The organism is Erwinia sp. AC075, from assembly GCF_979253995.1.
In genome coordinates, this window is sequence record NZ_CEEDEU010000001.1 from 4058116 (window position 1) to 4083151 (window position 25036).

Here is a 25036-nt window from a genome sequence, read left to right on the forward strand (position 1 = left end):
CCCGAATTAACCAGGAAATCGCCTATGTTTGCCTATCTTGTCCGACGTTTACTGGAAATGATCCCGGTGTTGCTGGTGGTCTCCCTGTTGGTATTTGCTTTTATTAAACTGCTGCCGGGCGATCCGGCACGAATTTATGCCGGTCCCGATGCGCCAATTGAGGCGGTCGAGGCGGCACGACAGCATTTAGGCCTCAACGACCCGCTGCCACAGCAGTATCTGCACTGGCTGGGCGGGCTGGTGAAAGGTGACCTTGGCGTCACCTACCGCACGCAACAGCCGGTCACCGAGGTGATTGCCCAGGGCTTTATGCCGACGATGTGGCTGGCGCTGGCCGGATTTGCCTGGTCGGTATTGTTGGGGCTGATTATCGGCGTGATCTCGGCGCTGAAACGCGGGAAATGGCAGGACTGGACGCTGATGAGTCTGGCGGTGGGCGGCATATCGATGCCGCCGTTCTGGCTGGGGCTGCTGCTGATCCAGTTTGTGGCGATGCCGTTTGGCCTGTTTTCCGTCAGCGGCTTCAACCAACCCAGCGACATAATCCTGCCGGCCATTACGCTGGGATCCTCGGTGGCGGCGGTGATGGCGCGCTTCACCCGATCGGCCTTTCTGGAAGTGGCGCAGGAAGATTACGTCCGTACCGCCAGGGCGAAAGGGCTGCGTAACCGGCTGGTGACCTGGAAACATATCATGCGCAATGCGCTGATCCCGGTGATCACCATGCTCGGCTTACAGTTTGGTTTTCTGCTCGGCGGATCGATCGTGGTGGAAAGCGTCTTCAGCTGGCCGGGTCTGGGCTGGTTGCTGATCGAGTCGATCAAAACCCAGGATCAGCCGGTGATTCAGGCGCTGGTGATGCTGTTTGTCTTTGAATTTATTGTCATCAACCTGCTGGTGGACCTGCTTTACGCAGTGGTGAATCCGGCCATCCGTCTGCGTCAGGAGCCTGCATGAAGCCAACAACCGAAGCGGCCATCGCGCAAACCGTGCTCGAGAACAGTACGCTGCGCTCGCCGTGGCACGATTTTATTCAGAACCTGATACGCAACCCGCTGGCGCTGGTGTCCGGTGGCTTTATCCTGCTGCTGGTGATTGTGGCGGTGTTTGCGCCGTGGATTGCGCCCTGGGATCCGATGGCTCCCGACTGGATGGCGCTGTCGGCACCGCCTTCTGCCGCGCACTGGATGGGCACCGACGATCTGGGTCGCGATGTGCTTAGCCGCATTATCTACGGCGCGCGCATCTCGCTGTATGTCGGCGTGCTGTCGGTCACCCTTGGGATGATGGTCGGCATCGTGCTGGGACTGCTGGCGGGCTATTACGGCCGCTGGGTGGATATGCTGATTATGCGCGGCTCTGACGTGCTGTTTGCCTTCCCAGGCATGCTGCTGGCGATTGCGGTGGTGGCGATTTTAGGTCCAGGCTTAAATAACGTCATTATCGCCGTCGCGGTGTTCAGCGTGCCGGTATTCGCCCGCATCGTGCGTGCCTCGACGCTGTCGTTAAAGCAGGCGGCCTACGTTGAAGCGGTGCGCTGTGCCGGTGCGCCGGATCGGGTGATTTTGATCCGCCATATTCTGCCGGGCACGCTGTCGAACGTGATTGTCTATTTCACCATGCGTATCGGCACCAGTATTCTGACCGCAGCCGGCCTGAGCTTTATCGGTCTTGGCCCGGAGCCGGATGTGCCGGAGTGGGGCAATATTCTGGCGATGAGCCGCAATATGATGATGGCCGGAGAGTGGCACGTCAGCGTGTTCCCCGGGCTGGCGATTTTTATTACCGTGCTGGCGTTTAACCTGTTGGGTGATGCGCTGCGCGACACCTTAGATCCGAAATTGAAAGGGTAAGCAGATGGACTATCGTCAGGCCGTGCTCGACCTGTTATTGCAGCGCTGGCGAGAGACGCGCCGGTTAGGCAATCCTCGCGGCATCTGTGGTGCCACCAACAGCCTGAGCGATGTGCCGGGCGTTCGGGTCGGGCACGCCACGCTGGACGAGGGCGAACGCCAGACCGGGGTGACGGCGATTGTGCCGCCGGGCGACAACCTGTTTACCCAGCCGTTACCCTGCGGTGCGGCGGTGTTAAACGGCTTCGCCAAGCCGGTCGGGCTGGTGCAGATTGAAGAGTTGGGCGTGCTGCAAACGCCGATCCTGCTGAGCAACACGCTGGCAGTGGGCACGCTGTTTACCACCCTGGTGCGCGAGGCGATTAGCCATAATCCGGAGCTGGGCCGCTCGCTGCCGACGGTGAATCCGCTGGCGCTGGAGTGCAACGATGGCTGGCTGAATGACATTCAGGCGCTGGCGGTGACCGAGCAGATGGCGCAGCAGGCGCTGCAGTCTGCCTCCGCTGCGTTTTCCCGTGGCAGCGTCGGTGCCGGGCGCGGCATGAGCTGCTTTAGCATGAAAGGGGGAATTGGCACCGCCTCACGCAGCCTCCCGACACTGAATGCCACGCTGGGCGTGCTGGTGCTGGCCAACTTTGGCGCCTTAACCGCGCTGACGCTGGACGGGGTCAGAGTGGGTGAAGCGATAGAACCGCTGCTGCCCGAGCTGACGCCGCAGCGCGATGCGGGTTCGATTATCATCATTATGGCCACCGATGCGCCGCTGGATGCCCGGCAGTTAAAGCGGATTGCGAAGCGCGCCGGTGCCGGTCTGGGCAGGCTTGGCAGCTACTGGGGCCACGGATCTGGCGATATCGCGGTGGCCTTCTCCACCCACCCGGTGCCGCAGCCGCCGGAGGAGTCGGCGCTGGAACCGCTGTTATCTGCCGCGGCCGATGCCACGGAGCATGCGGTGCTGGATGCGCTGCTGAGCGCCGAAGCGGTCACCGGATTCCGTGGGCATCATCGCCCGGCATTAAGTGAATTATTAGATCGACTGGCGGCAGGCCCTGACGCCTGACTTATCCCTGGCGCGGCGCAAGCTGCCCGCGCTGCAACTCGCTGGTTTCTGCTGAAGGTCTTCCCCGATGAAAATTTTTATCTCCGCCGATATTGAAGGCATCGCAGGCGTAATGCGCCCGGAACAGTGCAGTCCGGGTCACGCCGAGTATCAGCTGGCACGTGGTCTGATGGAGCAGGAAGTGAATGCCGCCATCGACGGCGCCTTTGCCGGTGGCGCAACGGAAGTGGTGGTCGCCGACAGTCATGCGCAGATGACCAATCTGCGGGCGGAAAATATCGACCCGCGCGCGCGTCTGGTGCAGGGTAAACCGCGCGGGTTATCGATGGTGGAAGGGCTGGAGCATCAGCCTTACGACGGCATGATGTTCGTCGGCTTTCACAGCGCCGCAGGCGAGTTTGGCGTGCTGGCGCATACCATCAACGGTCGGGCGTTTTACCGGGTCAAAATCAACGGCGAAGTGATGGGCGAAAGCGATATCTATGCCGCCGCCGGCGCGGAGCAGAATGCGCCATTGTGGCTGGTGACCGGAGACGACAGGCTGCAACAGTGGATGGCGGATTACTATCCGTCGGCCGATTACGTCTGCGTAAAACGGGCGATTTCACAAACCTGCGCCGAATCACTCAGCCCGGACGCCGCCCGCACCGCCATTCGTCAGGCCGCTGAAAAAGCAGTGAGGCGCGGCAGAAAAGTCAGCACCACCCGCGTTACCGCGCCTTACCAGCTGGAACTGATGGTCACTAAACCGGTGCTCGGCGATCTGTTCTGCCTGGTCCCCGGCGTCACGCGTCTGGATGCCGTCACCGTCGGATACAGCGCCCAAAATATGGCGACCCTCGTCAGCCTGCTGAGCGCGTTCTCCTATCTGGCCTCGACGCAGAACTGAACCTGACTTGTGCAAACGTGTTTCCAGCAGCGCATTGTCGATGCGGTTAATTATTGATCGACCAAAATTGTGCGAGTAGTCAGGTCAAACAGGTCAAACAGGTCAACTTTGTGGCTTGTGCTGACCTGTTTGCGGGGGATCTATGCGCAAGATGAATCTGATCACCAATGATGGCAACATCATCAAACACTGCGCCCGTTATATCGCTATCACCGCCTGTGGTTAACGCCGGTACTTCACCATCCGGCTGCGATTAAGCACCAGCGTCAGGCTGTCGCCATCGACCTGCACGGCAAAGCGCTTCTGCCACAGACCATCCTGCGCGGTGGCCAGCAGGCGGCCTTTGCCGAGCGGCACCAGCGTGGCGTGAATGGCCGCCGGGCCGATGCCCATCACCATCTTGTCACCGTTGATGACCAGTTCACTGCGCACGGCCGGGATGTGCCAGCGTCCCTGCACCGCCAACAGGGTGCTGCTGTCTGCTTCCACCGGCACAAACTGACGCGCGGCAAGGCCAATCTCACCGCTGATGGTGCTGCCCTGCTGGCGCAAACGGACCGGGAAGGTGCTGGACAGCGACACTGCTTCACCCGGCACGTCGCTGTGATAGAGATTCTCGGCATTGCCCAGCCAGTTGATGCTGTCGGCATTTACTTCCAGCCAGTCACTGCCTTCCTCCGCCACATACAAGCCGGGCGTCAGGCTGTGACCCCGTTGTGGCAGTGATTCCCCTTGCAGCGCTGCCATGATCGCCAGCGCCGAATCGAAGCTGGCGACATCTTCGCGGTTGGCGACCAATGCCAGACCCACTTTTTGCTGCGGGTCGAGCAGGAAATAGCTTTTATAACCGGCATGCGAACCGCCATGACCGACAAGTTTAACCTTGCCTGCCGACGAGTGGGCGATCCCCAGACCGTAGCCGGTCACCCGGCCATCAGCCAGCTGACGCGGGGCAGCCAGCCTGTTCAGCGTCTGCTCCTCACGCAACAGGTGCTGAAGCCAGCGGCTGAGGTCGGTCACGCTGCCGGTAATACAGCCGGACGCCGAAAGGTGCAGTCCGGCGCTGGCGAGCAGCCACTGCTTGTTGTGCTGCCAGTAGCCCGGCACCAGGCCCGGCACGACATCGAACCAGGTTTCCGGTGCGCTAAACTGGATGCCCAGCGGCCGGTTAATCTGCCCGGCGATAAGCTCAGAGAACAGCACGCCTTTGGCCTTCAGCGCTTCCTCAACCAGGCGATAACCGGTATTGGAATAGGACACTTCGCTGCCCGGCGGATAACTCAGGTCACCCATCTCGGCCAGCAAAGCCAGTAAGGCCGCGGCGCTGGTGGCGTTGTAAACCGACAGGCCCAGCAGCGAGAGGGTTTCGCGCACGTCCGGCAGGCCGGAAGTCATATCCAGCGCGCGACCGACGGTCACCTGGCCATTTTCCCCGGTCAGCTGCGGCAGATGCTGCACCAGTTGGTCGTCCAGACCCAGATGCTGGCTGGCGGCGCCGGTCACTAACGACGCGAAAATATGCTTGGTCACCGAGGCATAGCGCACCACGGTATCGCCATCAAACGCGCGGCCCTGCGCCAGATCCGCCAGGCCACCGGCGCTGATGCTGTGCATTTTTTCACGGTCGAACAGCGCGATAGCCCCGCCCGGTGCGCCGGGTTGTCCCCAGCCGGCGGTAATCTCATCCGCAACCTGTTTCGCCTGCTGCCAGTTAAGGGTCATGCCGGTTCCTCGAGCGTCATACTTAAATCAAACAGTTGCAGGGTGTGCGGGTGCTGAATGCGTCGTGCGCGCAGGTCGTCGGCGCTTAACATCTCAACCATTTCACCCTGTTGCATCACCCCAATATGCGCACACAGGTGGGTCACCACCGCCAGATTGTGCGTCACCATAATGTAGGTGAGTTTGCGTTCTTCCCGCAAATCACTGAGCAGATTCAGAATTTCCGCCTGCACCGAGACGTCCAGTGCCGAAGTCGGTTCATCCAGCAGCAGCACTTCCGGTTCGGCTATCAGGGCACGGGCAATCGCCACGCGCTGGCGTTGACCACCAGACAGCTGATGCGGAAAACGGAAGCGCACGCTGGCTGGCAGGCCAACGTCTGACAATACCTGAGCGATACGTTGCTCCGCGCGATCGATCCGGTGGATCAGCAGCGGCTCATGCAGAATGCGATCGATTGTCTGGCGCGGATGCAGCGATCCGTACGGATCCTGAAATACCATCTGCACCTGGCGGAAAAAGTTGCGTCCACGGTTGGCAGACAGCGCCATGCCGCCGAAGGTCATTTCGCCGCGCCAGTCATTGTTCAGCCCGGCCAACGCACGCAGGATGGTCGATTTGCCTGAGCCGCTTTCGCCGACGATACCGAAGCTGGCACCGTTGGCGACGTCGAATGACACGCCCTTTACGACCTCAAGCGAACCAAACGCAATGCGTAAGTCTTTAATTTTAATCATGGTTACTCCTCCCGCCACGCGGCTTCACGCTGCATCACGGGCAGACGGGCGCGCGGATGGCGCAGCGAAGGCAGGCACGCCAGCAGACCCTTGGTGTAGGGATGCTGAGCCTGCTGCAGATCGCCCGCCGCCAGCATCTCGACAATGCGTCCGCTGTACATCACCGCCACGCGATCGCAAAAATGCGAAACCAGCGGCAGATCGTGACTGATCAGGATCAATCCCATGCCGCGCTGCGAAACCAGATCGTCAATCAGCCGTAAGATCTCCGCCTGCACGGTGGCATCCAGCGCGCTGGTCGGTTCATCGGCGATCAGCAGTTCAGGATCCGGTGCCAGCATCATCGCAATCATCACCCGCTGGCCCATGCCGCCCGAAACCTCATGCGGATAGCGTTTCGCCACTAATTCCGGGTCGCGGATTTTCACCTGAGAAAGCAGATCGACGGCGGCCTTCAGCGCGTCGCGTTTGCTGCCGCCTTTATGCTCACGCCAGGCCTCGGCAATCTGCTGACCAATGGTCATCACCGGATTCAGCGAGTATTTCGGGTCCTGCAAAATAAAGCCCACGCGTTTGCCGCGCACCTGACGCATGACTTTTTCACTGGCGCCCCGCAGATCGATGCCGTCAAAGCTCAGCTTATCCGCCGTGACCTTCGCGTTGCCGGGCAGCAGCTGCATCAGGCAGCGCGCGGTCAGCGACTTGCCTGAGCCACTCTCACCGACGATGGCAAACTTCTCTTTGCCGACGCTGAATGAGACGCCGCGCACCGCTTCAAAGGTCTCCGTGCCGCTGGTGAAGCCAATCCGTAAGTTTTCAATTTCAACCAGCATTTACTGCTCCTTAGGATCCAGCACATCACGCAGGCCATCGCCGAGGAAGTTGAAGGCCAGCGAGGTTAAAAAGATGGCTATGCAGGGCATCAGCGGCACCCACCATTCGCTGAACAGGAAGCGGCGCGCGGTGGCGATCATCGTTCCCCACTCAGGCGACGGCGGCTGCGCGCCCATGCCGAGGAAGCCAAGGCTGGCCGCGGTGATAATGATCGAGCTCATATCCAGCGTCACCCGCACAATCAGGCTGGGCACGCATAGCGGCATGATATGGCGCAACACGATGCGCAGCGGCGACGCGCCGCTAATCCGGCTGGCAGCGATAAAATCACTGTGGCGGAACTGCAGCGTTTCAGCGCGGGCAAGGCGTGCGTAAGGCGGCCAGGCGGTGAGGGCAATCGCCAGAATGGCGCTCTCGACGCCGGGGGTTAAGGCAGCGACAAACGCCAGCGCCAGAATCAGCCGGGGAAAGGCCAGAAAGATATCGGTGATGCGCATCAGCGTTTTATCCAGCAGGCCACCGGCATAACCGGCGATACAGCCGATAAACAGGCCGATGGGCGCGGTGATCAACACCACCGCAATCACCATGCCTAAGGTGGTTCTGCCGCCAAACAGGATGCGGGTGAAAATGTCGCGTCCCAGCTCATCGGTACCCAGCCAGTGCAGCGTGGAAGGGCGGGCCAGGCGGTTGGCCAGATCCTGAAAACCGGGATCGTACGGCGTCAGCAGCGGTGCGGCGAGTGACAGCAGCAGCATCAGCAGCACCACCAGCAGGCCGCTCATCGCCAGCGGATGGCGCTTCAGTCCCAGCCACAGGCGATAACGTCTGCCCCACACCGCCTGACTGCGGGTGGTTGGCGTCTCGTTAAGCAGCCAGGCTCTTGATAAGTTTGTCATTTTACGCGTGGGTCCATAAGTCGGTAGAGAATATCAGCGCACAGATTCAGCAGCACATAGGCGGTGCCCACCAGCAGCGTCGCGCCGACGACCGGGTTCATATCGGCATTCATCAGCGAGGTGGTGAGGTATTGCCCCAGCCCCGGCCAGGAGAAGACGTTTTCGGTGACTACCGCGCCTTCCAGCAGCCCGGCATAGGTCAATGCCAGCACGGTCACCAGCTGAACCGCCACGGTCGGAAAGGCGTGACGCCAGATGACCCGACGTGAAGAGAGCCCTTTGGCGCGGGCGGTGATAACAAACTCGCCGCTCAGCGCGTTCAGCATAAAGGTGCGGGTCATACGGGTGATGTACGCCATGCTGAAATAGGCGAGGATCAGCACCGGCTGGGCCATATGCGCCAGCGCATCCCAGAAGGCGTCATAATCTTTCGCCAGCAGGGAATCCACCGTCAGCAGGCCGGTAACCTGCGGCACCATATCCTGATAAATGATGTCCTGACGGCCAGGGCCAGGCGCAATGCCCAACACCGCGTAGAACACCAGCAGGCTGAGGAGCGCGAGGACAAATACCGGCAGGGAGTGACCGGCCAGGCACACCACGCGGATCACCTGATCGATCCATTTCCCCTGACGCACGGCGGCCCAGACGCCCAACGGGATGCCGATAAACGCCGCGACAATAATCGCCGCCGTTGCCAGCTCCAGCGTGGCCGGGAAAAAGCGGGCGATGTCCTGGCTGACCGGGTTAGAGGTCAGAATGGAGCGACCAAAGTCGCCATGAAGGATTTGGGTCAGATAGTGCCAGAACTGAATGTACAGGGGCTGATCCAGCCCCATTTCCTGTCGAACGCGCTCGATGACGGCCTGCGGAGCGTTATCGCCTACCGCGGCCAGCACCGGATCGGTCGGCATGACCCGACCGATAAAGAACGTTAAAACCGACAGACCAAACAGCGTCAGCAGCAGGCTTCCCAGCGTGCTGGCAATACGGGTTAACCACGACATCAGGCTTTTTTCACCAACTCGTAAGGGTTGTCATTCAGCACGGTGATGTGCATGCCGGTGACGCCTTTGGTGCTGGCGTAGGTGTTCAGTTTCTGGAACATGAAAATGAACGGGCTCTTCTCGCGGTGCATGGTCTGGATCTGTTCATAGAGGGCGATACGTTTCGCCGGGTCTTTTTCGTGCAGGGCCGCTGCGGTCATTTTGTTGAAGTCTTCGTCGGACCAGCTGCAACGCCACGCCAGTGAACGCACGCGGGCGGTGTCGCTGTTATCGGTATTGACGCTGAAGGCTTCGGTGTTGGAGTTCGGATCAAAATAGTCAGCGCCCCAGGCGGTGATCGCCAGCTGATGCTGACGGGCGCGCATCTTGGTCAGCACCTGGCGGTTTTCGGCGGAAATCAGCTGAACTTTGATGCCAATAGCGCCCAGCTGCGTCTGGATAGCCTGAGCAATGTCCGGGAAAGGCTGGGCGGAGTAGTGATCCAGCGTCAGTTCAAACCCGTCCGGGTAACCCGCTTCGGCCAGCAACGCCTTCGCTTTTGCCACATCCACCTTAAACGGCTGGTCGTTTAACGCCGCCGGGAAACCAGCTGGCAGCAGGCTCTGATGGACTTTGTAAGTCAGCGGAATAATATTTTTCTGGATGCTGTCGTAATCAATCGCCCACTTCAGCGCCTGCCAGACCTGCGGCTTCTGCAAATGTTCGTTTTTGGTATTGCAGGACATCAGCATCAGGGTGCCGACCATCTGCTGCACCACGTGGAAATTCGTGTCGCCCATCAGCGGCTTAAGCTGCTCGGTGGTCAGGTCGCGGGCGATATCCACATCGCCTTTTTGCAGCATCAGCAGCTGGGCGGACGGATCGATAATATGTTTGGCGATCACCCGTTTAATGGTGCTTGTTGACGGATGGTTATCGTTTTTCTCCAGAATAATGCTCTCGCTGGCTTTCCACGCGCGCAGGGTGAACGGGCCGCTGCCGGCGCTGTGCTGCTTGATCCAGGCATTGCCCTGATCGTCGCCGGCCTGATTTGCCAGCGCGGTTTTCTTCTGCACGATGCTGCCCACCGGCGCGGACAGGCAGTACAGCAGGAAGGTTTCGGCGGCAGGTTCCGCCAGGTTCAGCACCAGCGTGTGGGCATCTTTCGCCACAATCATCTGGTCAACGTTGTCTTTGGTAAAGCCGAACTGGTTGATGATGAAGGCCGGGCTCTTATCCAGCTTCACCACGCGTTGCAGCGAGAAGGCGGCATCATCGGCGGTCATCGGGCTGCCGTCGGCGAATTTAACCGCCGGGTCGAGATGGAAGGTGAAGGTCTTGCTGTCGCTGCTAACGTCCCAGCTTTTCGCCAGTTCGCCCATCACTTCATTCGGCTTAGCCGGATTTGGCATCACCAGGCGTTGATAGAGGTTACCGCAGACTTCAGAGCCGATGGCTTCAAAGCTTTCGGCCGGATCCAGGCTGGTCATGTTGTCGAGCTGCATCGCCATCACCAGCATCGAAGGTGGGGTGGCGGCAAAGGCGCTGTTCAGAGAGAGGTAAGAGAGAAAAGGAACCGCACTGCATCCTGCAAGAAAACGTCTTCTGGTAACCATGGTATCTCCAACATATTGAAATTAAAGAAAAATAATGAATTTTATTGTGCTTTCTGTCTTGACAGCTACCGACGATCTCGGGTAGTACTGAAAGGAGAAGCCTTTTTTTGCTGCGCGAAGCAGCCTGCGCTTTGCTGGTGCAACCTGCTTCAGCATGGCGCACCGTTAATCCCCTAACCTGAGAGCGGAATTCCCCCATGCAACAACTGCGTTCTGATGCCGTGACCGTGCCCGTCTTTGACGGCCATAACGATCTCCTGATGCGCCTGTGGCTGTCCCATCAGGACGATCCCGCTTCCGCTTTTCTCAACGGTCCGGCTGCGGGCCAGATGGACCTGCCACGCATGAAGCAGGGCGGTTTTGCAGGCGGTTTATTCGCGGCGTATGTGCCTTCGGCTGGATCCAGTGCAAGAAGCGCGCCAGCTGTCAGAAAAAACCGATCGGTGCCGGAATACAATGAGATAGAACCGACGCCATCGCGGGAAGAGGCGCTGGAAATCACCCTGTCGATGATTGCCACCTTATTGCGCATTGAGCAGCAGTCGGGCGGCGCGGCACGCATCTGCCGCACGGCGAAAGATATTCGTCAATGCATGCAGGACAGTGCAATCGCCATGGTGATGCACATCGAGGGAGCAGAAGCGCTGGATGAAGACCTGGCGTTGCTGGAGGTGCTGTATGCCGCCGGTTTGCGCACGCTGGGCCCGCTGTGGAGCCGGCCAAATATTTTTGGTGACGGCGTGCCGTTCCGTTTCCCTTCATCGCCGGATATCGGCAACGGCCTGACGGACGCGGGATTAAGGCTGGTTCGCGCCTGTAATCAGAAGCGCATCATGGTGGATTTGTCGCACATGGATGAGAAGGGCTTCTGGCAAACGGCGAAAATCAGCGACGCGCCGCTGGTGGCCAGCCATTCCAACGCCCATGCGTTGTGCCCACAGTCGCGTAATCTGACCGATCGCCAGCTGGCGGCCATCCGCGAAACCAACGGCTTTGTCGGGGTGAATTTTGGCACCAGCTTCCTGCGCGGCGACGGTAAAAAAGCCGACGATGCCACGGTGCTGGAAATCGTCCGCCACGTGGATTATCTGGTTGAAAAGGTAGGTGAAGATAACGTCGGTTTTGGATCGGATTTTGACGGCACCACGCTGCCACCGGACATGAAAGACGTGGCGGGATTGCCGTTGCTGGTCAGGGCGTTAAGCGAGCACGGCTACGACCGGCCATTGCTGGAAAAAATTTGCTACGGCAACTGGATCCGCGTGCTGGAAGCCACCTGGGGTGAATAACCATGCGCCTGCGCCATATTGAGGTTTTCCAGGCGATTGTGGAGGCCGGCAGCATCAGTGCGGCGGCGCGGCAGCTTAACGTCTCACAGCCGAACGTCAGTCGGGTGCTGAACCATGCCGAGCAACAGCTCGGCTTTACCCTGTTTGAACGGCACAGCCAGGGAATGATCCCGACGCTGGAGGCGCAACGGTTGATCCCGGAGATCCGCGAGCTGTATGGCCGTCTGCAGGCGATCGGCGTGTTAACGGAGCAGCTGCGACGCGGTGAAGGCCAGACGGTGCGGGTGGGCGCGGCCCATGCTTTTGGCCAGATGATCCTCGCCCCGGCGATGGTGGAATATCGCCGACAAAACGGCTTCGTCAACGTCGACCTGGTGACCGAGCATTTCAGTACACTGTGCCAGAACTTGCTGGAGGATCGGCTTGATTTTGCGCTGGTGTTTGGTCAGCAGGTGCCGGGAGAACTGGTATCAGAGCCGCTGTTTCACTCGTCAATGGTGGCCCTGTTGCCGGCGGATTCAGAGCAGACCTCGGCGGTCACGCTCGAATGGCTATGCCAGAACAATTTGCTGATGATGCAGCAGGAAGATCCGCTGGGCCATGTGCTGCACCGTGCGCTGCGGGATAAGGCGCTGCAACCGGCCAATTCGCTGTATATCAAGACCTATTCGGTGATCGCCGATATGGTGCTGGCCGGCGGTGGCGTGGGGATTGTCGACCTGTTTACCGGCCGCCGCTATGCCGATCAGCTGCGGGTGTTGCCGATCGCCCAGCCGTTACCGTTTGAGGTGATGCTGATCAGCCGCCGCGACCGGCCACAATCGCAGTCGACGCTGCAACTTAAGCAGGTGATCCGCACCAGGCTGTGGGAGCTGGCGCGCCAGTGTGAGGCGCAAATTCACGCCGAACACTGAGCCGGCATCTGACCGAACTGCGCCGCGCTGCGCAAACGATTGGCGGTTTTTGCCGCAGCCGTCAACGAATGTCCGATGGAGTTAACAGATCGGCGCTCTGCCGCTTTCTCTCTCCCGCTGCGGGTGCTTAAATCTGCTGTCGCTTAAAAAGATGCAGGAGGAGCTGTGCTGCCATCGCAAACCGTCAATGTGACCATCCCCCGTAACTGGGTAGACCTGTACGAAACCATCTGGAAACCCGAATTCTTCCCGAAGTGGGCCTCCGGCCTTAGCCAGTCATCGCTGGTCAGGGAAAGCACGCACTGGAAAGCCAACGGCCCGAACGGCGTGGTGAAACTGCGTTTTACCGAGCACAACCCCTGGGGCGTGATGGATCATTACGTCGATAGCGGTTTTGGCAAGGAAGTGTATGTGCCGATGCGCGTGGTGGGGAATGAAGCCGGGGCAACGGTGTTTATCACCGTGTTCCGACAGTCACTGATGTCTGAAGAGAAGTTTGCGCAGGATATTGAGTGGGTAAAGCGGGATTTGCAGGCGCTGCATACGCTGTTAACCACCTGACCGGCAACGCGGGGGAACCGCCGTTCTCCCCGCGCTGTCAGCAATGCTCTCAGAAATGAATCACACCTTTGATTAATTCCCGATTGTTAATCACGTCCGCTTCAAACACCTCCGCCAGATCGGCAAACGCAAAGCGTTTATTCAACATCATCTCTGCACTGATTTTGCCTGCGGCCATTAACTGCGCGACCTTCTCAAAATCTTCCTGAGTGGCATTGCGGCTGCCCATCAGCGTGGTCTCTTTCTTATGGAAATCGGTATCCGGGATCTGGATGTCGCCTTTGTGCAGACCGACAAACACGATGCTGCCGCCGTGGGCAATCAGCGAGACGCAGTTGTTCATGGCGTGCGGGTTGCCGGTGGCATCAATCACCTTGCCCGGCAGGCGGCCGGAGAACTGTGCCCGCAGCTGCTGTTCGAAATCGCCTGCGGCGGCATCCAGCGCCGGCAGCGCCAGATTTTTTTCGACATGGGAGCGGCGGAACGGGCTGGTATCGGCCACCACCACCCGCGCGCCGGCGGCATTGGCGATGGCGGCCACGCCCAGCCCGATCGGACCGGCACCGACCACCAGCACGCTTTCGTCGGGCTGAATCGCCGCACGGCGAACGGCATGAGCACTGATGGCAAAGGGTTCGATTAATGCCGCAGCTTCCGCATCGACGCCGGTGACATCCAGCAGATTACTTTCCGGCACGCTGAGGTAGTCACAAAAACCGCCGTCCTGATGGACACCAATCACCGAAATTTTCTCGCAGCAGTTGGTTTTGCCGCTTTCGCAGGCGCCACAGCTGCCGCAGGAGAGGTAAGGGATCACCGAGACTTTCTGACCGACGCGGAAGCGGTGTGCGCCGGCACCCAGCGCCACAACCTCACCGCACAGCTCGTGGCCGAGTACGCGGGGATAACTGAAGAAGGGCTGATTACCTGCCCAGGCATGGATATCGGTGCCGCAGATGCCGGCAGTCACAATCTTCAGCAGGGCTTCACCCGGCGCGGCATGGGGTTTCGCGCGCTGCTGGTAGGACATCTCTTTCGGCTGCTGGATCACCAGCGTGGTCATCATGGTCATGGGTTTTTCTCCGTTGTCTGGCCTGAGTTATGGAATAAAACCGGGCCGCCGCGCAGGGTGCACAACCGGATTTGTGACTGAACGCGCCTTTATCGGGCCTGAATTGGTTTTTAATGGATAAAAATCAGGAGAAGCCATGAGCCGCACGCAAAACCTTCGCCACAACGTGGTCAATCAGATGCTGGAAGGCATCGCCAGCCAGCATATCCGCTCGCCGTTGCCACCGCAGGCAGCATTGGCGGAGATGTTTAACGTCAGCCGCACCACGGTTCGCCATACGCTGGCGCATCTGCATGAACGTGGCGTGCTGGATAAGGTGGAAGACCAGTATCTGATCGTGCGTCAGCCCAGCCAGGACGACGGCTTTGATGCGGTCAGCACCTCGCTGGATGAACAGGCCCGCCAGTTCGAGCAGGCGTTTTTCCAGATGATCAACCAGAAGACCTTGTCAGCCGGCGAAAGCTTTACCGAACTGCAGCTGGCGCAGCAGGTGGGGGTCAGTCCGGTAGTGGTAAGGGAGTTTTTGCTGCGCTTCAGCCGCTATAACCTGATTGAAAGCACCCGTCGCGGCCACTGGCTGATGAAGAAGTTCGACCGGCGCTATGCGGAAAAACTGTTTGAGCTGCGGGAAATGCTGGAGACGCACGCCCTGAACCGTTTTCTCAATCTTCCTGCCGATGATGAACGCTGGATAAAAGCGCGTGACCTGCTCAGCCGCCACCGCGAGATGCGCGACACCATCGCCAGCAGTTACCGGATGTTTGCCCAGCTGGATCGCGAAATGCATCAGCTGATCCTCTCCGCGGCGGATAACCCGTTTATTGACCAGTCGCTGGAGATCATTTCGGTGATTTTCCATTCGCATTATCAGTGGGATGAAAGCGATTTAAAGCAGCGCAATATCGTCGCGCTGGAGGAGCATATGGCGATCCTCACCGCGATCATCAGCCGCAATGACGTTGAGGCGAGCTGTGAATTACACCGCCATCTGACCACCGCGAAACAGTCGATGATCCGCTCGATCAAGCAGTACAGCGACTGACGAAGCCGGGTGTGTTGATGCCTGTACGGCGTTATGCACACCTCCGTGCGGGCGGATAAAGTGACTGGGATCTCGCTTTGCGCCGGGGCTTAGGTATAAAAAACCAATAAAAAACGGCAAAGCCCAATCTGTAGCACGGAACCGCAACATGATTACCCCAGGTAATTAACAGGGCATTTACTCTGAGCAGGACATCTTCACCGCCGAGCGCGGATTACAAGAACACCTGACACTGGGGAATGCTTTATGGAAAACAGCCCGATTGTGACTGGCAGCGGCCATCAACTTGGCTCTGACAAAGAGACGGTAGAAATCGTCCCGGCGCACGGCAAACTGGTACGTTCAGCACGCATCAAACGCGTGCAAACCACCGCGATGATCCTGCTGTTCCTCGCCGCCGTGATCAACTACCTCGACCGCAGCTCGCTTTCGGTGGCTAACATGACCATCCGTGGCGATATGGGGCTGAGCGCCACCGAAATCGGCATGCTGTTGTCGGCCTTCTCACTGGCGTATGGTATCGCCCAGCTGCCTTGCGGCACGCTGCTGGACCGTAAAGGCCCGCGCATTATGCTGGGGATCGGCATGTTCGTCTGGTCCTGCTTCCAGGCCCTGTCCGGGCTGGTGCAGAGCTTCACCCAGTTTATTCTGGTGCGTATTGGCCTGGGGATTGGCGAAGCGCCGATGAACCCGTGCGGCGTCAAGGTGATCAACGACTGGTTCAATATCAAAGAGCGCGGGATGCCGATGGGCTTCTTTAACGCCGCCTCGATGATTGGCCTGGCGATCAGCCCACCGATTCTGGCGGCGATGATGCTGACCATGGGCTGGCGCGGCATGTTCGTTACGATCGGACTGCTGGGCATCTTCCTCTCTGCCGGCTGGTACATGCTGTACCGCAACCGCGATAACAAAACGCTGACCAAAGAAGAAGTGAACTATCTGGAAGCCGGCAGCGTCGTCGCACGCAAAGAGCCGATGAGCATGAAAGAGTGGCGCGGCCTGTTCAAGAACCGCACCATGTGGGGCATGATGATTGGCTTCAGCGGCATCAACTACACCGCGTGGCTGTATCTGGCCTGGCTGCCGGGCTACCTGCAAACCACCTATCATCTGGATTTGAAAGCGACCGGCTGGCTGACGGCGATCCCGTTCCTGTTCGGTGCGGCAGGGATGTTACTGAATGGCTATGTGGTTGATGCGCTGGTGCGCCGCGGCATGCAGCCGGTCAAAACCCGTAAAATCTGTATCGTTGCCGGTATGCTGTTCTCCGCGGCCTTTACCGCCGTGGTGGTGCAGGCAACCACCACTTACGCGGCGGTGGTGCTGATCGGTATGGCACTGTTCTGCATCCACTTTGCCGGCACCTCCTGCTGGGGCCTGATCCACGTGAACGTCACCTCGCGTATGACGGCGTCAGTCGGCAGCATCCAGAACTTCGCGAGCTTTATCTTCGCCTCGTTCGCCCCGGTTTTAACCGGCTTTATCCTCGATAAAACCGGCTCGTTTAATATGGCGTTAATGGTCTGTGCCTGCGTCACCGTACTCGGCGCGCTCTCTTATCTGTTTATCGTCCGCGACCCGATTGTCGATGCCGTGGACTAACGACTGAGTCAGTAAATAAAGGCAGCGCTTTAAAGGCGCTGCCTTTTTTATTTCCAGGCAGGATGATTATTTGTGGGGAAATGCAGATAGTTGCTACCTGATTTCAAGCCGCTTGCACAAAATTTAGATCCAGTTTTAAGTTTAAATAAGTGCTACGCAAGGAAGGTGATATTGTGCGCTACACTGCGCGCGGGCGTATATCCTGACAGGGTAAAAGCCGCTTTTTACCTGCGGCTTTGGTGGCATAAAGGTGTACGTAGTCAACCAAAAAAAGGGTTATTTATCTTGTCATGGCCTATCCGAAAAACGTTAAGGTTAGCCTGACTGATGCGGAAAAAGTCCAGCTGAAAAAGTTAACTAAATTATTGAAAAGTGAGGTGTGATATGAACATTTTTGACGATCTTAAAGCGTCTTTAGAAGAGGCTGTGGATATCAGGAATGGCGATAAAGCGCCTGGCAATGTTACCCGCTTTGAGATTGCCGATGTCAGGGCGATCCGGGAGCAGCTTAACGTTTCGCAAAGTGAAATGGCCAGGGCTCTGGGTACCAGCGTTGATACAATTAAAAGCTGGGAAAGTAAAAGGCGTAATCCCACCGGTCTGGCGGCTAAAGTGTTGGCCGCTATTCATGCCAATCCCGCATTTTTTCGGGAACTGGCCTCGCAGTAATTAATATAGGCACCCCAGCCTTTTTTTATACTTTTTTTACACCCCGCCCCTGCATTTTTACATCAACTTTGCACCCCGCTCGCAACAATAGAGGCCTTCGAAAGCGCCTCTGGAGGTGTGTTGTGAGCATGGCCTTAATTACCGGCATTGTGCTGGTGTTCCTGTTGTTGGGCTATCTGGTATATGCCCTGATTAATGCGGAGGCGTTCTGATGGCCGCCAGCGCATTTTTACTGATCGCCAGCTATCTGCTGCTGTTGATGATCCTCGCCCGTCCGCTGGGTAGCGGTCTTGCTCGCCTGATTGACGATCGTCCGCTTGCCGGCGTTGCCGGCTTCGAACGTCTGCTCTGGCGTGCCAGCGGCGTGGCGGCTGAATCCATGAGCTGGCGCAGCTACTTGCTCGCTATTCTGCTGTTTAACCTCGGCGGCCTGATCCTGCTGACAGTGATGCTGATGACCCAGGCCAGCCTGCCGCTTAACCCGCAGCACCTGCCGAATCTCAGCTGGCATCTGGCGCTGAATACCGCCGTCAGCTTTGTCACCAACACCAACTGGCAGGCCTATGCCGGCGAAAGCACGCTCAGCTACTTTAGCCAGATGGTGGGCCTGACCGTGCAGAACTTCCTTTCGGCAGCGACCGGGATTGCGGTGGCCTTCGCGCTGATCCGCGGCTTTGCTAACCGCTCACTGGGCACGCTGGGCAACGCCTGGCGGGATATGACCCGCATCACGCTGTATGTGTTGCTGCCGCTTTCCCTGCTGATTGCGCTGTTCTTTGTCAGCCAGGGCACGCTGCAAAACGTTAACGGCTATCTGGATCTCACCACGCTGGAAGGGGTGAAACAGACGCTGCCGATGGGTCCGGTGGCCTCGCAGGAAGCGATCAAAATGCTTGGCACCAACGGCGGCGGTTTCTTTAACGCTAACTCGGCGCATCCGTTTGAAAACCCGACAGCATTAAGCAACGTCGTGCAGATGCTGGCGATATTCCTGATCCCGGCCGCTTTATGCTTCGCCTTTGGCGATGTGGTGAAAGACCGCCGTCAGGGCCATGCGCTGCTGTGGGCGATGTCGCTGATGTTTATCGGCGCGGTGGTGGTGGTGATGTGGGCCGAACTGAAAGGCAATCCGCACTTCCTCAGCCTGGGTGCCGACAGCGCCATCAATATGGAAGGCAAAGAGACCCGCTTTGGCATTCTCAACTCCAGCCTGTTCGCGGTGATCACTACCGCCGCCTCGTGCGGCGCGGTCAACGCGATGCATGACTCCTTCACCGCGCTCGGCGGCATGGTGCCGATGTGGCTGATGCAGATTGGCGAAGTGGTGTTTGGCGGCGTCGGTGCCGGGCTGTACGGCATGCTGCTGTTTGTCCTGCTGGCGGTGTTTATCGCCGGCCTGATGATCGGTCGCACCCCGGAGTACCTCGGCAAAAAAATCGACGTCTGGGAAATGAAAATGACCGCGCTGGCGATCCTGATCACGCCGACGCTGGTTCTGCTCGGCACCGCACTGGCGATGATGACCGACGCCGGACGCAGCGGCATGGCCAACCCCGGCATCCACGGCTTCAGCGAAGTGCTGTATGCGGTGTCGTCGGCCGCGAACAACAACGGCAGTGCCTTTGCCGGCCTGAGCGCCAATACCCCGTTCTGGAACCTGCTGCTGGCGTTCTGCATGCTGGTCGGCCGCTTTGGCATCATCATTCCGGTGATGGCGATTGCCGGATCGCTGGCGATGAAAAAAGTGCAGCCGGTGGGCAACGGCACGCTGCCGACCCACGGGGTGCTGTTTATCGCTCTGCTGATTGGCACGGTGCTGCTGGTAGGCGCACTGACGTTTATCCCTGCTCTGGCTCTGGGGCCAGTGGCGGAACACCTGATCATGTTTGCACATTAATCGCCGGAGAGAAGGATCATGAGTCGTAATCAACAGGCGCTGTTTGACGGTGCGCTGATAAGGGTTGCCCTGGGCGATGCCCTGAAAAAAATGAGCCCGCGCGTGCAGTTCCGCAACCCGGTGATGTTTGTTGTCTGGCTGGGCAGCGTGCTCACCACGCTGCTGGCGCTGGCCATGCTGGCAGGCAAAACGCCGGGCAGCGCCGGCTTTACCGGGGCGATTTCGCTGTGGCTGTGGTTCACCGTGCTGTTCGCAAACTTTGCCGAAGCGCTGGCCGAAGGGCGCAGTAAAGCGCAGGCCAACAGCCTGAAAGGCATCCAGAAGACCAGCTATGCCAAAAAAATGGCGGCGGCAAAATACGGGTCGGCACATCAGCAGGTCGCGGCAGATTCGCTGCGCAAAGGCGATGTGGTGCTGGTGGAAGCCGGTGACATCATTCCCTGCGATGGCGAAGTGCTGGAAGGCGGCGCATCCGTCGATGAGAGCGCGATCACCGGCGAATCTGCACCGGTGATCCGCGAATCGGGCGGCGACTTTGCGTCGGTCACCGGCGGGACGCGCATCCTCTCGGACTGGCTGGTGATCCAGTGCAGCGTTAACCCTGGCGAAACCTTCCTCGACCGGATGATCGCCATGGTGGAAGGCGCAACAAGGCGCAAAACCCCGAACGAAATCGCGCTGACCATCCTGCTGGTAGCGCTGACCATCGTCTTCCTGCTGGCGACGGCCACGCTCTATCCGTTTACGGTCTGGGGCGGGAATCCGGTCAGTATTACCGTGCTGGTGGCGCTCCTGGTCTGCCTGATACCGACCACCATAGGCGGCCTGCTGTCCGCGATTGGCGTGGCGGGGATGAGCCGGATGCTGGCCGCTAACGTCATCGCCACCAGCGGGCGTGCGGTGGAAGCTGCGGGCGATGTCGATGTGCTGATGCTGGATAAAACCGGCACCATCACCCTTGGCAACCGCCAGGCCACCCAGTTTATGCCTGCGCCGGGCGTCAGCGAAGAGCAGCTGGCCGACGCAGCACAGCTGGCGTCGCTGGCCGATGAGACGCCGGAGGGGCGCAGCATCGTGGTGCTGGCCAAGCAGAAATTTAACCTGCGCGAGCGCGATCTCAACAGCATGGGCGCGACCTTTATTCCGTTCTCGGCCCAGACGCGAATGAGCGGCGTTAACGTCCAGGATCGCATGGTGCGGAAAGGGGCAGTCGACGCCGTTCGCCGCCATATCGACAGCAATGGCGGCACCTTCCCGGCAGAAGTGAACAAGCTGGTGGAGGACGTGGCTCGCAGCGGCGGCACGCCGTTAGTGGTCTGTGATGGCGCCAAAGTGATGGGCGTGGTGGCGCTGAAAGACATTGTGAAAGGCGGCATCAAAGAGCGTTTTGCCGAGCTGCGCAAAATGGGCATCAAAACCATCATGATCACCGGCGATAACCCGCTGACGGCGGCGGCGATTGCCGCTGAAGCAGGCGTGGACGATTTTCTGTCAGAAGCGACACCGGAAGCCAAGCTGGCGCTGATCCGTCAGTATCAGGCGGAAGGACGACTGGTGGCGATGACCGGCGATGGTACCAACGATGCTCCGGCGCTGGCGCAGGCGGACGTGGCGGTGGCGATGAACTCGGGCACCCAGGCGGCGAAAGAAGCGGGCAATATGGTGGATCTGGATTCCAACCCGACCAAATTGCTGGAAGTGGTGCACATCGGTAAGCAGATGCTGATGACGCGGGGATCGCTCACCACCTTCAGTATCGCCAATGACGTGGCCAAGTATTTCGCCATCATTCCGGCCGCGTTTGCGGTGACCTACCCGCAGCTGAATGCGCTGAACGTGATGCGCCTGCACTCGCCGGACTCCGCCATTCTGTCGGCGGTGATCTTTAACGCGCTGGTGATTGTGTTCCTGATCCCGCTGGCGTTGCGCGGGGTCAGCTACCGTCCGCTGAGTGCCGCCGCGCTGCTGCGTCGTAATCTGTGGATTTATGGTTTTGGTGGCCTGCTGGTGCCGTTTGCCGGCATCAAGCTGATCGATATGTTACTGACCCTGACCGGTTGGTTGTAAGGAGTGAACATCATGAGTCAATTACGTCCTGCGGTGATTTTGCTGCTGTTACTAACGTTAATCACCGGGCTGATTTATCCTTTACTCACCACCACGCTGGCCCAGTGGTGGTTCCCGTCGCAGGCCAACGGTTCACTGTTGATAACTGACGGGAAAACGCAAGGATCGGCGTTGATTGGGCAGAACTTCACGCAGCCGAACTATTTTTGGGGCCGTCCTTCCGCCACCGGCGATTCACCTTATAATCCGCTGGCGTCGTCGGGCAGCAACCTGGCGGGCAGCAACCCGGCGCTCGATGACGCGGTAAAACAGCGGGTGGCGGCATTGCGTAAAGCCAATCCGCAGGCCAGCGCGGCGGTGCCGGTCGATTTGGTGACCGCATCGGGCAGTGGCCTGGATCCGCAGATTTCACCGGAAGCGGCCTTCTGGCAGGCACCGCGCGTGGCGGCGGCGCGTCAGCTGCCGCTGGAAGAGGTGAAAAGGCTGATTGAGGATAATACCCATACGCCATTCCCCGGCTTTATTGGCGAACCTGGCGTCAACGTGGTGACGCTGAACCTGGCGTTGGATGCACTGCAATAACTGACTTTTGATTTTAACAGGGAGCGTCCATGAACGATGAACTGCACCGACCGGACCCGGATTCCCTGCTGCTGCAGGCGACGGAAAGCGGGCGCGGCAAGCTGAAAATCTACTTCGGTGCCTGTGCCGGGGTGGGGAAAACCTGGGCGATGCTGCAGGAAGCGCGTCGCCTGCGGGCGCAAGGGCTGGAGGTGCTGGTCGGCGTGGTGGAAACCCATGGGCGTGAGGAGACGGCGGCGCTGCTGGACGGCCTGACGGTTCTGCCGCGTAAGGCGACTGGACAAAACCGCCATCCGGAATTCGATCTGGATGCGGCACTGGCGCGTCATCCGGCGGTGATCCTGATGGACGAACTGGCGCACACCAATGCGCCAGGCTCCCGGCATCCTAAACGCTGGCAGGATATTGAAGAGCTGCTGGACGCCGGGATGGACGTGATGACCACCGTCAACGTTCAGCATCTGGAAAGCCTGAATGATGTGGTCGGCGGCGTGACCGGGATCCGCGTGCGGGAAACCGTGCCGGATCCCTTTTTCGATGCGGCCGACGAAGTGGTGCTGGTGGATTTGCCGGCCGACGATTTACGTCAACGGCTGAAAGAGGGCAAGGTCTATATTGGCGACCGGGCCGAACGCGCCATTGAGAACTTCTTTCGTAAGGGCAACCTGTTTGCCCTGCGTGAACTGGCGCTGCGCCGCACCGCCGATCGGGTTGACGATCAGATGCGGGCCTGGCGGGACAGCCAGGGTCGGGAGAAAGTCTGGCATACGCGCGATGCAATCCTGCTGTGCATTGGCGATAACACCGGCAGCGAAAAACTGGTGCGTACCGCAGCCCGGCTGGCGGCGCGGCTGGATAGCGTCTGGCACGCGGTCTACGTTGAAACGCCCCGGCTGCACCGGCTTTCTGAAGCCCGACGCCGGGGCATTCTGCGCACCTTACAGCTGGCGCAGGATTTAGGGGCGGAAACCGCCACGCTCTCCGATCCTGACGATGCCAACGCGGTGCTGCGTTACGCACGTGAACATAACCTCGGCAAAATTATCCTCGGTCGCCGGCCTGCCCGCCGCTGGCGGCGCGACAGCTTTGCTGAACGGCTGGGCAAACTCGGCCCGGATCTGGATATGGTGATTGTCGCGCTGGATGAGCCGGTTTCGGCACCGGCCAGCGCGCTGGCCGATAACCGTCCCGGCGGCGACAAATGGCGAAATCCGTTGCGCGGTTGCCTGGCCAGCCTGATTTTATGTTCGCTGGTAACGCTGGCCGGGCGCTGGCTGCTGCCGGGCGTCGACTCCGTGAACCTGGTGATGGTCTATCTGCTGGCGGTGGTGGTGGTGGCGCTGCGCTATGGTCGCTGGCCGTCTGTCGTTGCTACCGTGCTGAATATTGTCGCCTTTGACCTGGTGTTTGTGATGCCGACCGGTACCATCGCGGTGTCGGATGTGCAGTATCTGGTCACCTTCGGCGTGATGCTGGCGGTGGGGGTGATTGTCGGCAACCTGACGGCGGGCGTGCGCTATCAGGCCCGCGTTGCCCGTTACCGTGAACAGCGTGCGCGGCATCTGTATGAGATGGCGAAGACCCTGAGCCGCGCGCTCAGCCAGCAGGACATTGCGCAGGCGTTACCGCGAAGTCTGGACACCACGTTGCAGGCCCGCAGCGAACTGCTGTTGCCGGACGAGCAGGGCGAACTGGTGGCGGTTGGCGAGTCGCGGCTGAATAACGTGCCGGATAACGCCATCGCGCGCTGGAGCTTCGATAAAGGCCAGCCCGCCGGTGCCGGCACCGACACCTTGCCGGGCGTGCCCTGGCAGATCCTGCCGCTGAAAAGCGGGAATGAGACCCTGGGCCTGCTGGTGCTGGAGCCGCTGAATCTGCGTCAGCTGATGATCCCGGAACAGCAGCGGCTGGTGGAAACCTTTACGGTGCTGATTGCCAACGCGCTGGAGCGTATTGCCCTGAGCCAGCGCGAAGCGGTTTCCCGTCTGGCTGCGGAGCGCGAGCAGCTACGCAATGCGCTGCTGTCGGCGTTGTCGCACGATTTGCGCACGCCGCTGACGGTGTTGTTTGGCCAGGCGGAGATCCTGACGCTGGATCTGGCGACGGAAGGCTCAAAACACGCCATCCAGGCCAGCGAGATGCGCGAGCAAACGCTGAATACTATCCGGCTGGTCAACAATCTGCTGGATATGGCTCGCCTGCAGTCCGGCGGATTTAGCCTGCGTGCTGAGTGGATGGCGCTGGAAGAGTTGATCGGCAGCACGCTGAAGATGATGGCTCCATCGCTGGGCAACAGGAAAGTGGCGCTGACGTTACCGGAGGAGATGCTGTTGATCCACGTTGACGGGCCGCTAATGGAGCGGGTGCTGACTAACCTGCTGGAGAACGCGCTGAAATATGCCGGTGACGATGCGCAGATAGGCATTCGCGCCGGTGTGCAGGCGCAGCGACTGGAAATTGAGGTATGGGATAGCGGGCCGGGCATTCCTGGCGGCCAGGAAACGCAGATTTTTGAGAAGTTTTCGCGTGGCAACAAAGAGTCGGCGGTGCCGGGCGTCGGGCTGGGCCTGGCCATCTGTCAGGCCATCGTCAGCATTCACGAGGGCAAAATTCGCGCCGAGAACCGGGCGGAAGGCGGTGCGCGCTTTATTATCACCCTGCCGGTCAAAGAGCCGCCGGTGATTGAAGAGTACCAGTGAGCAGGCACAAAAAAAGCCGCCCGGAGGCAGCTTCTTCTGGCAC

The 25036-nt window shown here is 59.5% G+C and carries 22 protein-coding genes and 1 pseudogene; 16 read left to right on the plus strand and 7 right to left on the minus strand.

Annotated features, from left to right (window positions below):
- The first annotated feature begins 24 nt into the window (after positions 1 to 24).
- The 4 genes from AC0IXH_RS19000 to AC0IXH_RS19015 all read left to right on the plus strand — a co-directional run bounded on the left by AC0IXH_RS19000 (position 25) and on the right by AC0IXH_RS19015 (position 3802).
- The gene (locus tag AC0IXH_RS19000; RefSeq protein WP_013204359.1) at positions 25 to 957 is read left to right on the plus strand and encodes an ABC transporter permease; all 933 of its coding nucleotides are present in this window, start codon (positions 25 to 27) and stop codon (positions 955 to 957) included.
- On the plus strand, positions 954 to 1853 hold the full coding sequence (locus tag AC0IXH_RS19005) for an ABC transporter permease subunit (RefSeq protein ID WP_013204358.1): 900 nt from the start codon (positions 954 to 956) through the stop codon (positions 1851 to 1853). Before AC0IXH_RS19000 ends, AC0IXH_RS19005 begins: the two co-directional genes overlap by 4 nt.
- 4 nt (positions 1854 to 1857) lie before the next feature.
- Positions 1858 to 2913: a DmpA family aminopeptidase gene (locus AC0IXH_RS19010; protein ID WP_471720849.1), complete on the plus strand. Its 1056-nt coding sequence runs from the start codon at positions 1858 to 1860 to the stop codon at positions 2911 to 2913.
- Between the two features lie 67 nt (positions 2914 to 2980).
- Positions 2981 to 3802 carry a M55 family metallopeptidase gene (locus tag AC0IXH_RS19015; protein WP_013204356.1) on the plus strand — a complete coding sequence of 274 codons (822 nt, stop codon included), beginning with the start codon at positions 2981 to 2983 and terminating at the stop codon, positions 3800 to 3802.
- A 222-nt stretch (positions 3803 to 4024) separates the two neighbouring features.
- Here AC0IXH_RS19015 and AC0IXH_RS19020 read toward each other — a convergent pair whose 3' ends face one another.
- From AC0IXH_RS19020 to AC0IXH_RS19045, 6 genes are read right to left on the minus strand one after another with little or no spacing between them, the layout of a single operon-like run.
- The gene (locus AC0IXH_RS19020; RefSeq protein WP_471720850.1) at positions 4025 to 5524 is read right to left on the minus strand and encodes a serine hydrolase domain-containing protein; all 1500 of its coding nucleotides are present in this window, start codon (positions 5522 to 5524) and stop codon (positions 4025 to 4027) included.
- Positions 5521 to 6261, minus strand: a complete 741-nt coding sequence (locus tag AC0IXH_RS19025; protein WP_013204354.1) for an ABC transporter ATP-binding protein — start codon at positions 6259 to 6261, stop codon at positions 5521 to 5523. Before AC0IXH_RS19025 ends, AC0IXH_RS19020 begins: the two co-directional genes overlap by 4 nt.
- A 2-nt stretch (positions 6262 to 6263) precedes the next feature.
- Positions 6264 to 7094 carry an ABC transporter ATP-binding protein gene (locus AC0IXH_RS19030; RefSeq protein WP_013204353.1) on the minus strand — a complete coding sequence of 277 codons (831 nt, stop codon included), beginning with the start codon at positions 7092 to 7094 and terminating at the stop codon, positions 6264 to 6266.
- On the minus strand, positions 7095 to 7994 hold the full coding sequence (locus tag AC0IXH_RS19035; RefSeq protein ID WP_013204352.1) for an ABC transporter permease: 900 nt from the start codon (positions 7992 to 7994) through the stop codon (positions 7095 to 7097).
- Complete coding sequence (locus AC0IXH_RS19040; protein WP_471720851.1) at positions 7991 to 9001, minus strand: ABC transporter permease; 1011 nt, start codon at positions 8999 to 9001, stop codon at positions 7991 to 7993. Before AC0IXH_RS19040 ends, AC0IXH_RS19035 begins: the two co-directional genes overlap by 4 nt.
- The gene (locus tag AC0IXH_RS19045) at positions 9001 to 10596 is read right to left on the minus strand and encodes an ABC transporter substrate-binding protein (RefSeq protein ID WP_013204350.1); all 1596 of its coding nucleotides are present in this window, start codon (positions 10594 to 10596) and stop codon (positions 9001 to 9003) included. Before AC0IXH_RS19045 ends, AC0IXH_RS19040 begins: the two co-directional genes overlap by 1 nt.
- A 197-nt stretch (positions 10597 to 10793) precedes the next feature.
- Here AC0IXH_RS19045 and AC0IXH_RS19050 point away from each other — a divergent pair, with 197 nt between their 5' ends.
- From AC0IXH_RS19050 to AC0IXH_RS19060, 3 genes are all read left to right on the plus strand, one after another.
- Complete coding sequence (locus AC0IXH_RS19050; protein ID WP_471720852.1) at positions 10794 to 11885, plus strand: dipeptidase; 1092 nt, start codon at positions 10794 to 10796, stop codon at positions 11883 to 11885.
- A 2-nt stretch (positions 11886 to 11887) separates the two neighbouring features.
- Entirely contained in the window at positions 11888 to 12799 is a 912-nt protein-coding gene (locus tag AC0IXH_RS19055) for a LysR family transcriptional regulator (RefSeq protein WP_151036329.1), read from the plus strand.
- Between the two features lie 165 nt (positions 12800 to 12964).
- Positions 12965 to 13360, plus strand: coding sequence for a polyketide cyclase (locus AC0IXH_RS19060; RefSeq protein WP_105760420.1), 396 nt, complete (start codon positions 12965 to 12967; stop codon positions 13358 to 13360).
- A gap of 49 nt (positions 13361 to 13409) precedes the next feature.
- Here AC0IXH_RS19060 and AC0IXH_RS19065 read toward each other — a convergent pair whose 3' ends face one another.
- On the minus strand, positions 13410 to 14432 hold the full coding sequence (locus AC0IXH_RS19065) for a zinc-binding alcohol dehydrogenase family protein (RefSeq protein WP_151036330.1): 1023 nt from the start codon (positions 14430 to 14432) through the stop codon (positions 13410 to 13412).
- A 136-nt stretch (positions 14433 to 14568) separates the two neighbouring features.
- Between AC0IXH_RS19065 and AC0IXH_RS19070 the strand changes: the two genes are divergently transcribed.
- The 9 genes and pseudogenes from AC0IXH_RS19070 (at position 14569) to kdpD (ending at position 24993) form a co-directional block, all read left to right on the plus strand.
- A complete protein-coding gene (locus tag AC0IXH_RS19070) occupies positions 14569 to 15474 on the plus strand; it encodes a GntR family transcriptional regulator (RefSeq protein WP_013204345.1) in 906 nt (301 codons plus the stop codon).
- A gap of 375 nt (positions 15475 to 15849) precedes the next feature.
- Positions 15850 to 17079 carry an MFS transporter gene (locus AC0IXH_RS19075; protein WP_225309871.1) on the plus strand — a complete coding sequence of 410 codons (1230 nt, stop codon included), beginning with the start codon at positions 15850 to 15852 and terminating at the stop codon, positions 17077 to 17079.
- Positions 17080 to 17348: 269 nt separating this feature from the next.
- Positions 17349 to 17462: pseudogene (locus tag AC0IXH_RS19080) on the plus strand (type II toxin-antitoxin system RelE/ParE family toxin); the annotation flags it as partial.
- A 1-nt stretch (position 17463) separates the two neighbouring features.
- Positions 17464 to 17748: a NadS family protein gene (gene nadS / locus AC0IXH_RS19085; protein ID WP_013204343.1), complete on the plus strand. Its 285-nt coding sequence runs from the start codon at positions 17464 to 17466 to the stop codon at positions 17746 to 17748.
- A 122-nt stretch (positions 17749 to 17870) separates the two neighbouring features.
- Positions 17871 to 17960: a K(+)-transporting ATPase subunit F gene (gene kdpF / locus AC0IXH_RS19090; protein ID WP_082267203.1), complete on the plus strand. Its 90-nt coding sequence runs from the start codon at positions 17871 to 17873 to the stop codon at positions 17958 to 17960.
- The gene (kdpA, locus tag AC0IXH_RS19095) at positions 17960 to 19645 is read left to right on the plus strand and encodes a potassium-transporting ATPase subunit KdpA (RefSeq protein ID WP_013204342.1); all 1686 of its coding nucleotides are present in this window, start codon (positions 17960 to 17962) and stop codon (positions 19643 to 19645) included. Before kdpF ends, kdpA begins: the two co-directional genes overlap by 1 nt.
- Positions 19646 to 19663: 18 nt before the next feature.
- A complete protein-coding gene (gene kdpB, locus AC0IXH_RS19100; protein ID WP_013204341.1) occupies positions 19664 to 21712 on the plus strand; it encodes a potassium-transporting ATPase subunit KdpB in 2049 nt (682 codons plus the stop codon).
- A gap of 12 nt (positions 21713 to 21724) precedes the next feature.
- Positions 21725 to 22294 (plus strand): potassium-transporting ATPase subunit KdpC, encoded by a 570-nt coding sequence (gene kdpC, locus AC0IXH_RS19105; RefSeq protein ID WP_013204340.1) that lies wholly within the window; start codon positions 21725 to 21727, stop codon positions 22292 to 22294.
- Positions 22295 to 22323: 29 nt separating this feature from the next.
- Positions 22324 to 24993, plus strand: a complete 2670-nt coding sequence (gene kdpD / locus AC0IXH_RS19110) for a two-component system sensor histidine kinase KdpD (RefSeq protein ID WP_134822975.1) — start codon at positions 22324 to 22326, stop codon at positions 24991 to 24993.
- Positions 24994 to 25036: the final 43 nt, after the last annotated feature.

Coding starts and splice junctions, on each gene's coding strand:
- AC0IXH_RS19030 (WP_013204353.1), bottom strand. CDS start 7,094: ATGCTGGTTGAAATTGAAAACTTACGGATTGGCTTCACCAGCGGCACG.
- nadS (WP_013204343.1), top strand. CDS start 17,464: ATGAACATTTTTGACGATCTTAAAGCGTCTTTAGAAGAGGCTGTGGAT.
- AC0IXH_RS19050 (WP_471720852.1), top strand. CDS start 10,794: ATGCAACAACTGCGTTCTGATGCCGTGACCGTGCCCGTCTTTGACGGC.
- AC0IXH_RS19055 (WP_151036329.1), top strand. CDS start 11,888: ATGCGCCTGCGCCATATTGAGGTTTTCCAGGCGATTGTGGAGGCCGGC.
- AC0IXH_RS19035 (WP_013204352.1), bottom strand. CDS start 7,994: ATGACAAACTTATCAAGAGCCTGGCTGCTTAACGAGACGCCAACCACC.
- AC0IXH_RS19015 (WP_013204356.1), top strand. CDS start 2,981: ATGAAAATTTTTATCTCCGCCGATATTGAAGGCATCGCAGGCGTAATG.
- AC0IXH_RS19070 (WP_013204345.1), top strand. CDS start 14,569: ATGAGCCGCACGCAAAACCTTCGCCACAACGTGGTCAATCAGATGCTG.
- kdpA (WP_013204342.1), top strand. CDS start 17,960: ATGGCCGCCAGCGCATTTTTACTGATCGCCAGCTATCTGCTGCTGTTG.
- kdpB (WP_013204341.1), top strand. CDS start 19,664: ATGAGTCGTAATCAACAGGCGCTGTTTGACGGTGCGCTGATAAGGGTT.
- AC0IXH_RS19075 (WP_225309871.1), top strand. CDS start 15,850: ATGATCCTGCTGTTCCTCGCCGCCGTGATCAACTACCTCGACCGCAGC.
- AC0IXH_RS19065 (WP_151036330.1), bottom strand. CDS start 14,432: ATGACCATGATGACCACGCTGGTGATCCAGCAGCCGAAAGAGATGTCC.
- kdpC (WP_013204340.1), top strand. CDS start 21,725: ATGAGTCAATTACGTCCTGCGGTGATTTTGCTGCTGTTACTAACGTTA.
- AC0IXH_RS19045 (WP_013204350.1), bottom strand. CDS start 10,596: ATGGTTACCAGAAGACGTTTTCTTGCAGGATGCAGTGCGGTTCCTTTT.
- AC0IXH_RS19025 (WP_013204354.1), bottom strand. CDS start 6,261: ATGATTAAAATTAAAGACTTACGCATTGCGTTTGGTTCGCTTGAGGTC.
- AC0IXH_RS19010 (WP_471720849.1), top strand. CDS start 1,858: ATGGACTATCGTCAGGCCGTGCTCGACCTGTTATTGCAGCGCTGGCGA.
- kdpD (WP_134822975.1), top strand. CDS start 22,324: ATGAACGATGAACTGCACCGACCGGACCCGGATTCCCTGCTGCTGCAG.
- AC0IXH_RS19040 (WP_471720851.1), bottom strand. CDS start 9,001: ATGTCGTGGTTAACCCGTATTGCCAGCACGCTGGGAAGCCTGCTGCTG.
- AC0IXH_RS19005 (WP_013204358.1), top strand. CDS start 954: ATGAAGCCAACAACCGAAGCGGCCATCGCGCAAACCGTGCTCGAGAAC.
- AC0IXH_RS19020 (WP_471720850.1), bottom strand. CDS start 5,524: ATGACCCTTAACTGGCAGCAGGCGAAACAGGTTGCGGATGAGATTACC.
- AC0IXH_RS19000 (WP_013204359.1), top strand. CDS start 25: ATGTTTGCCTATCTTGTCCGACGTTTACTGGAAATGATCCCGGTGTTG.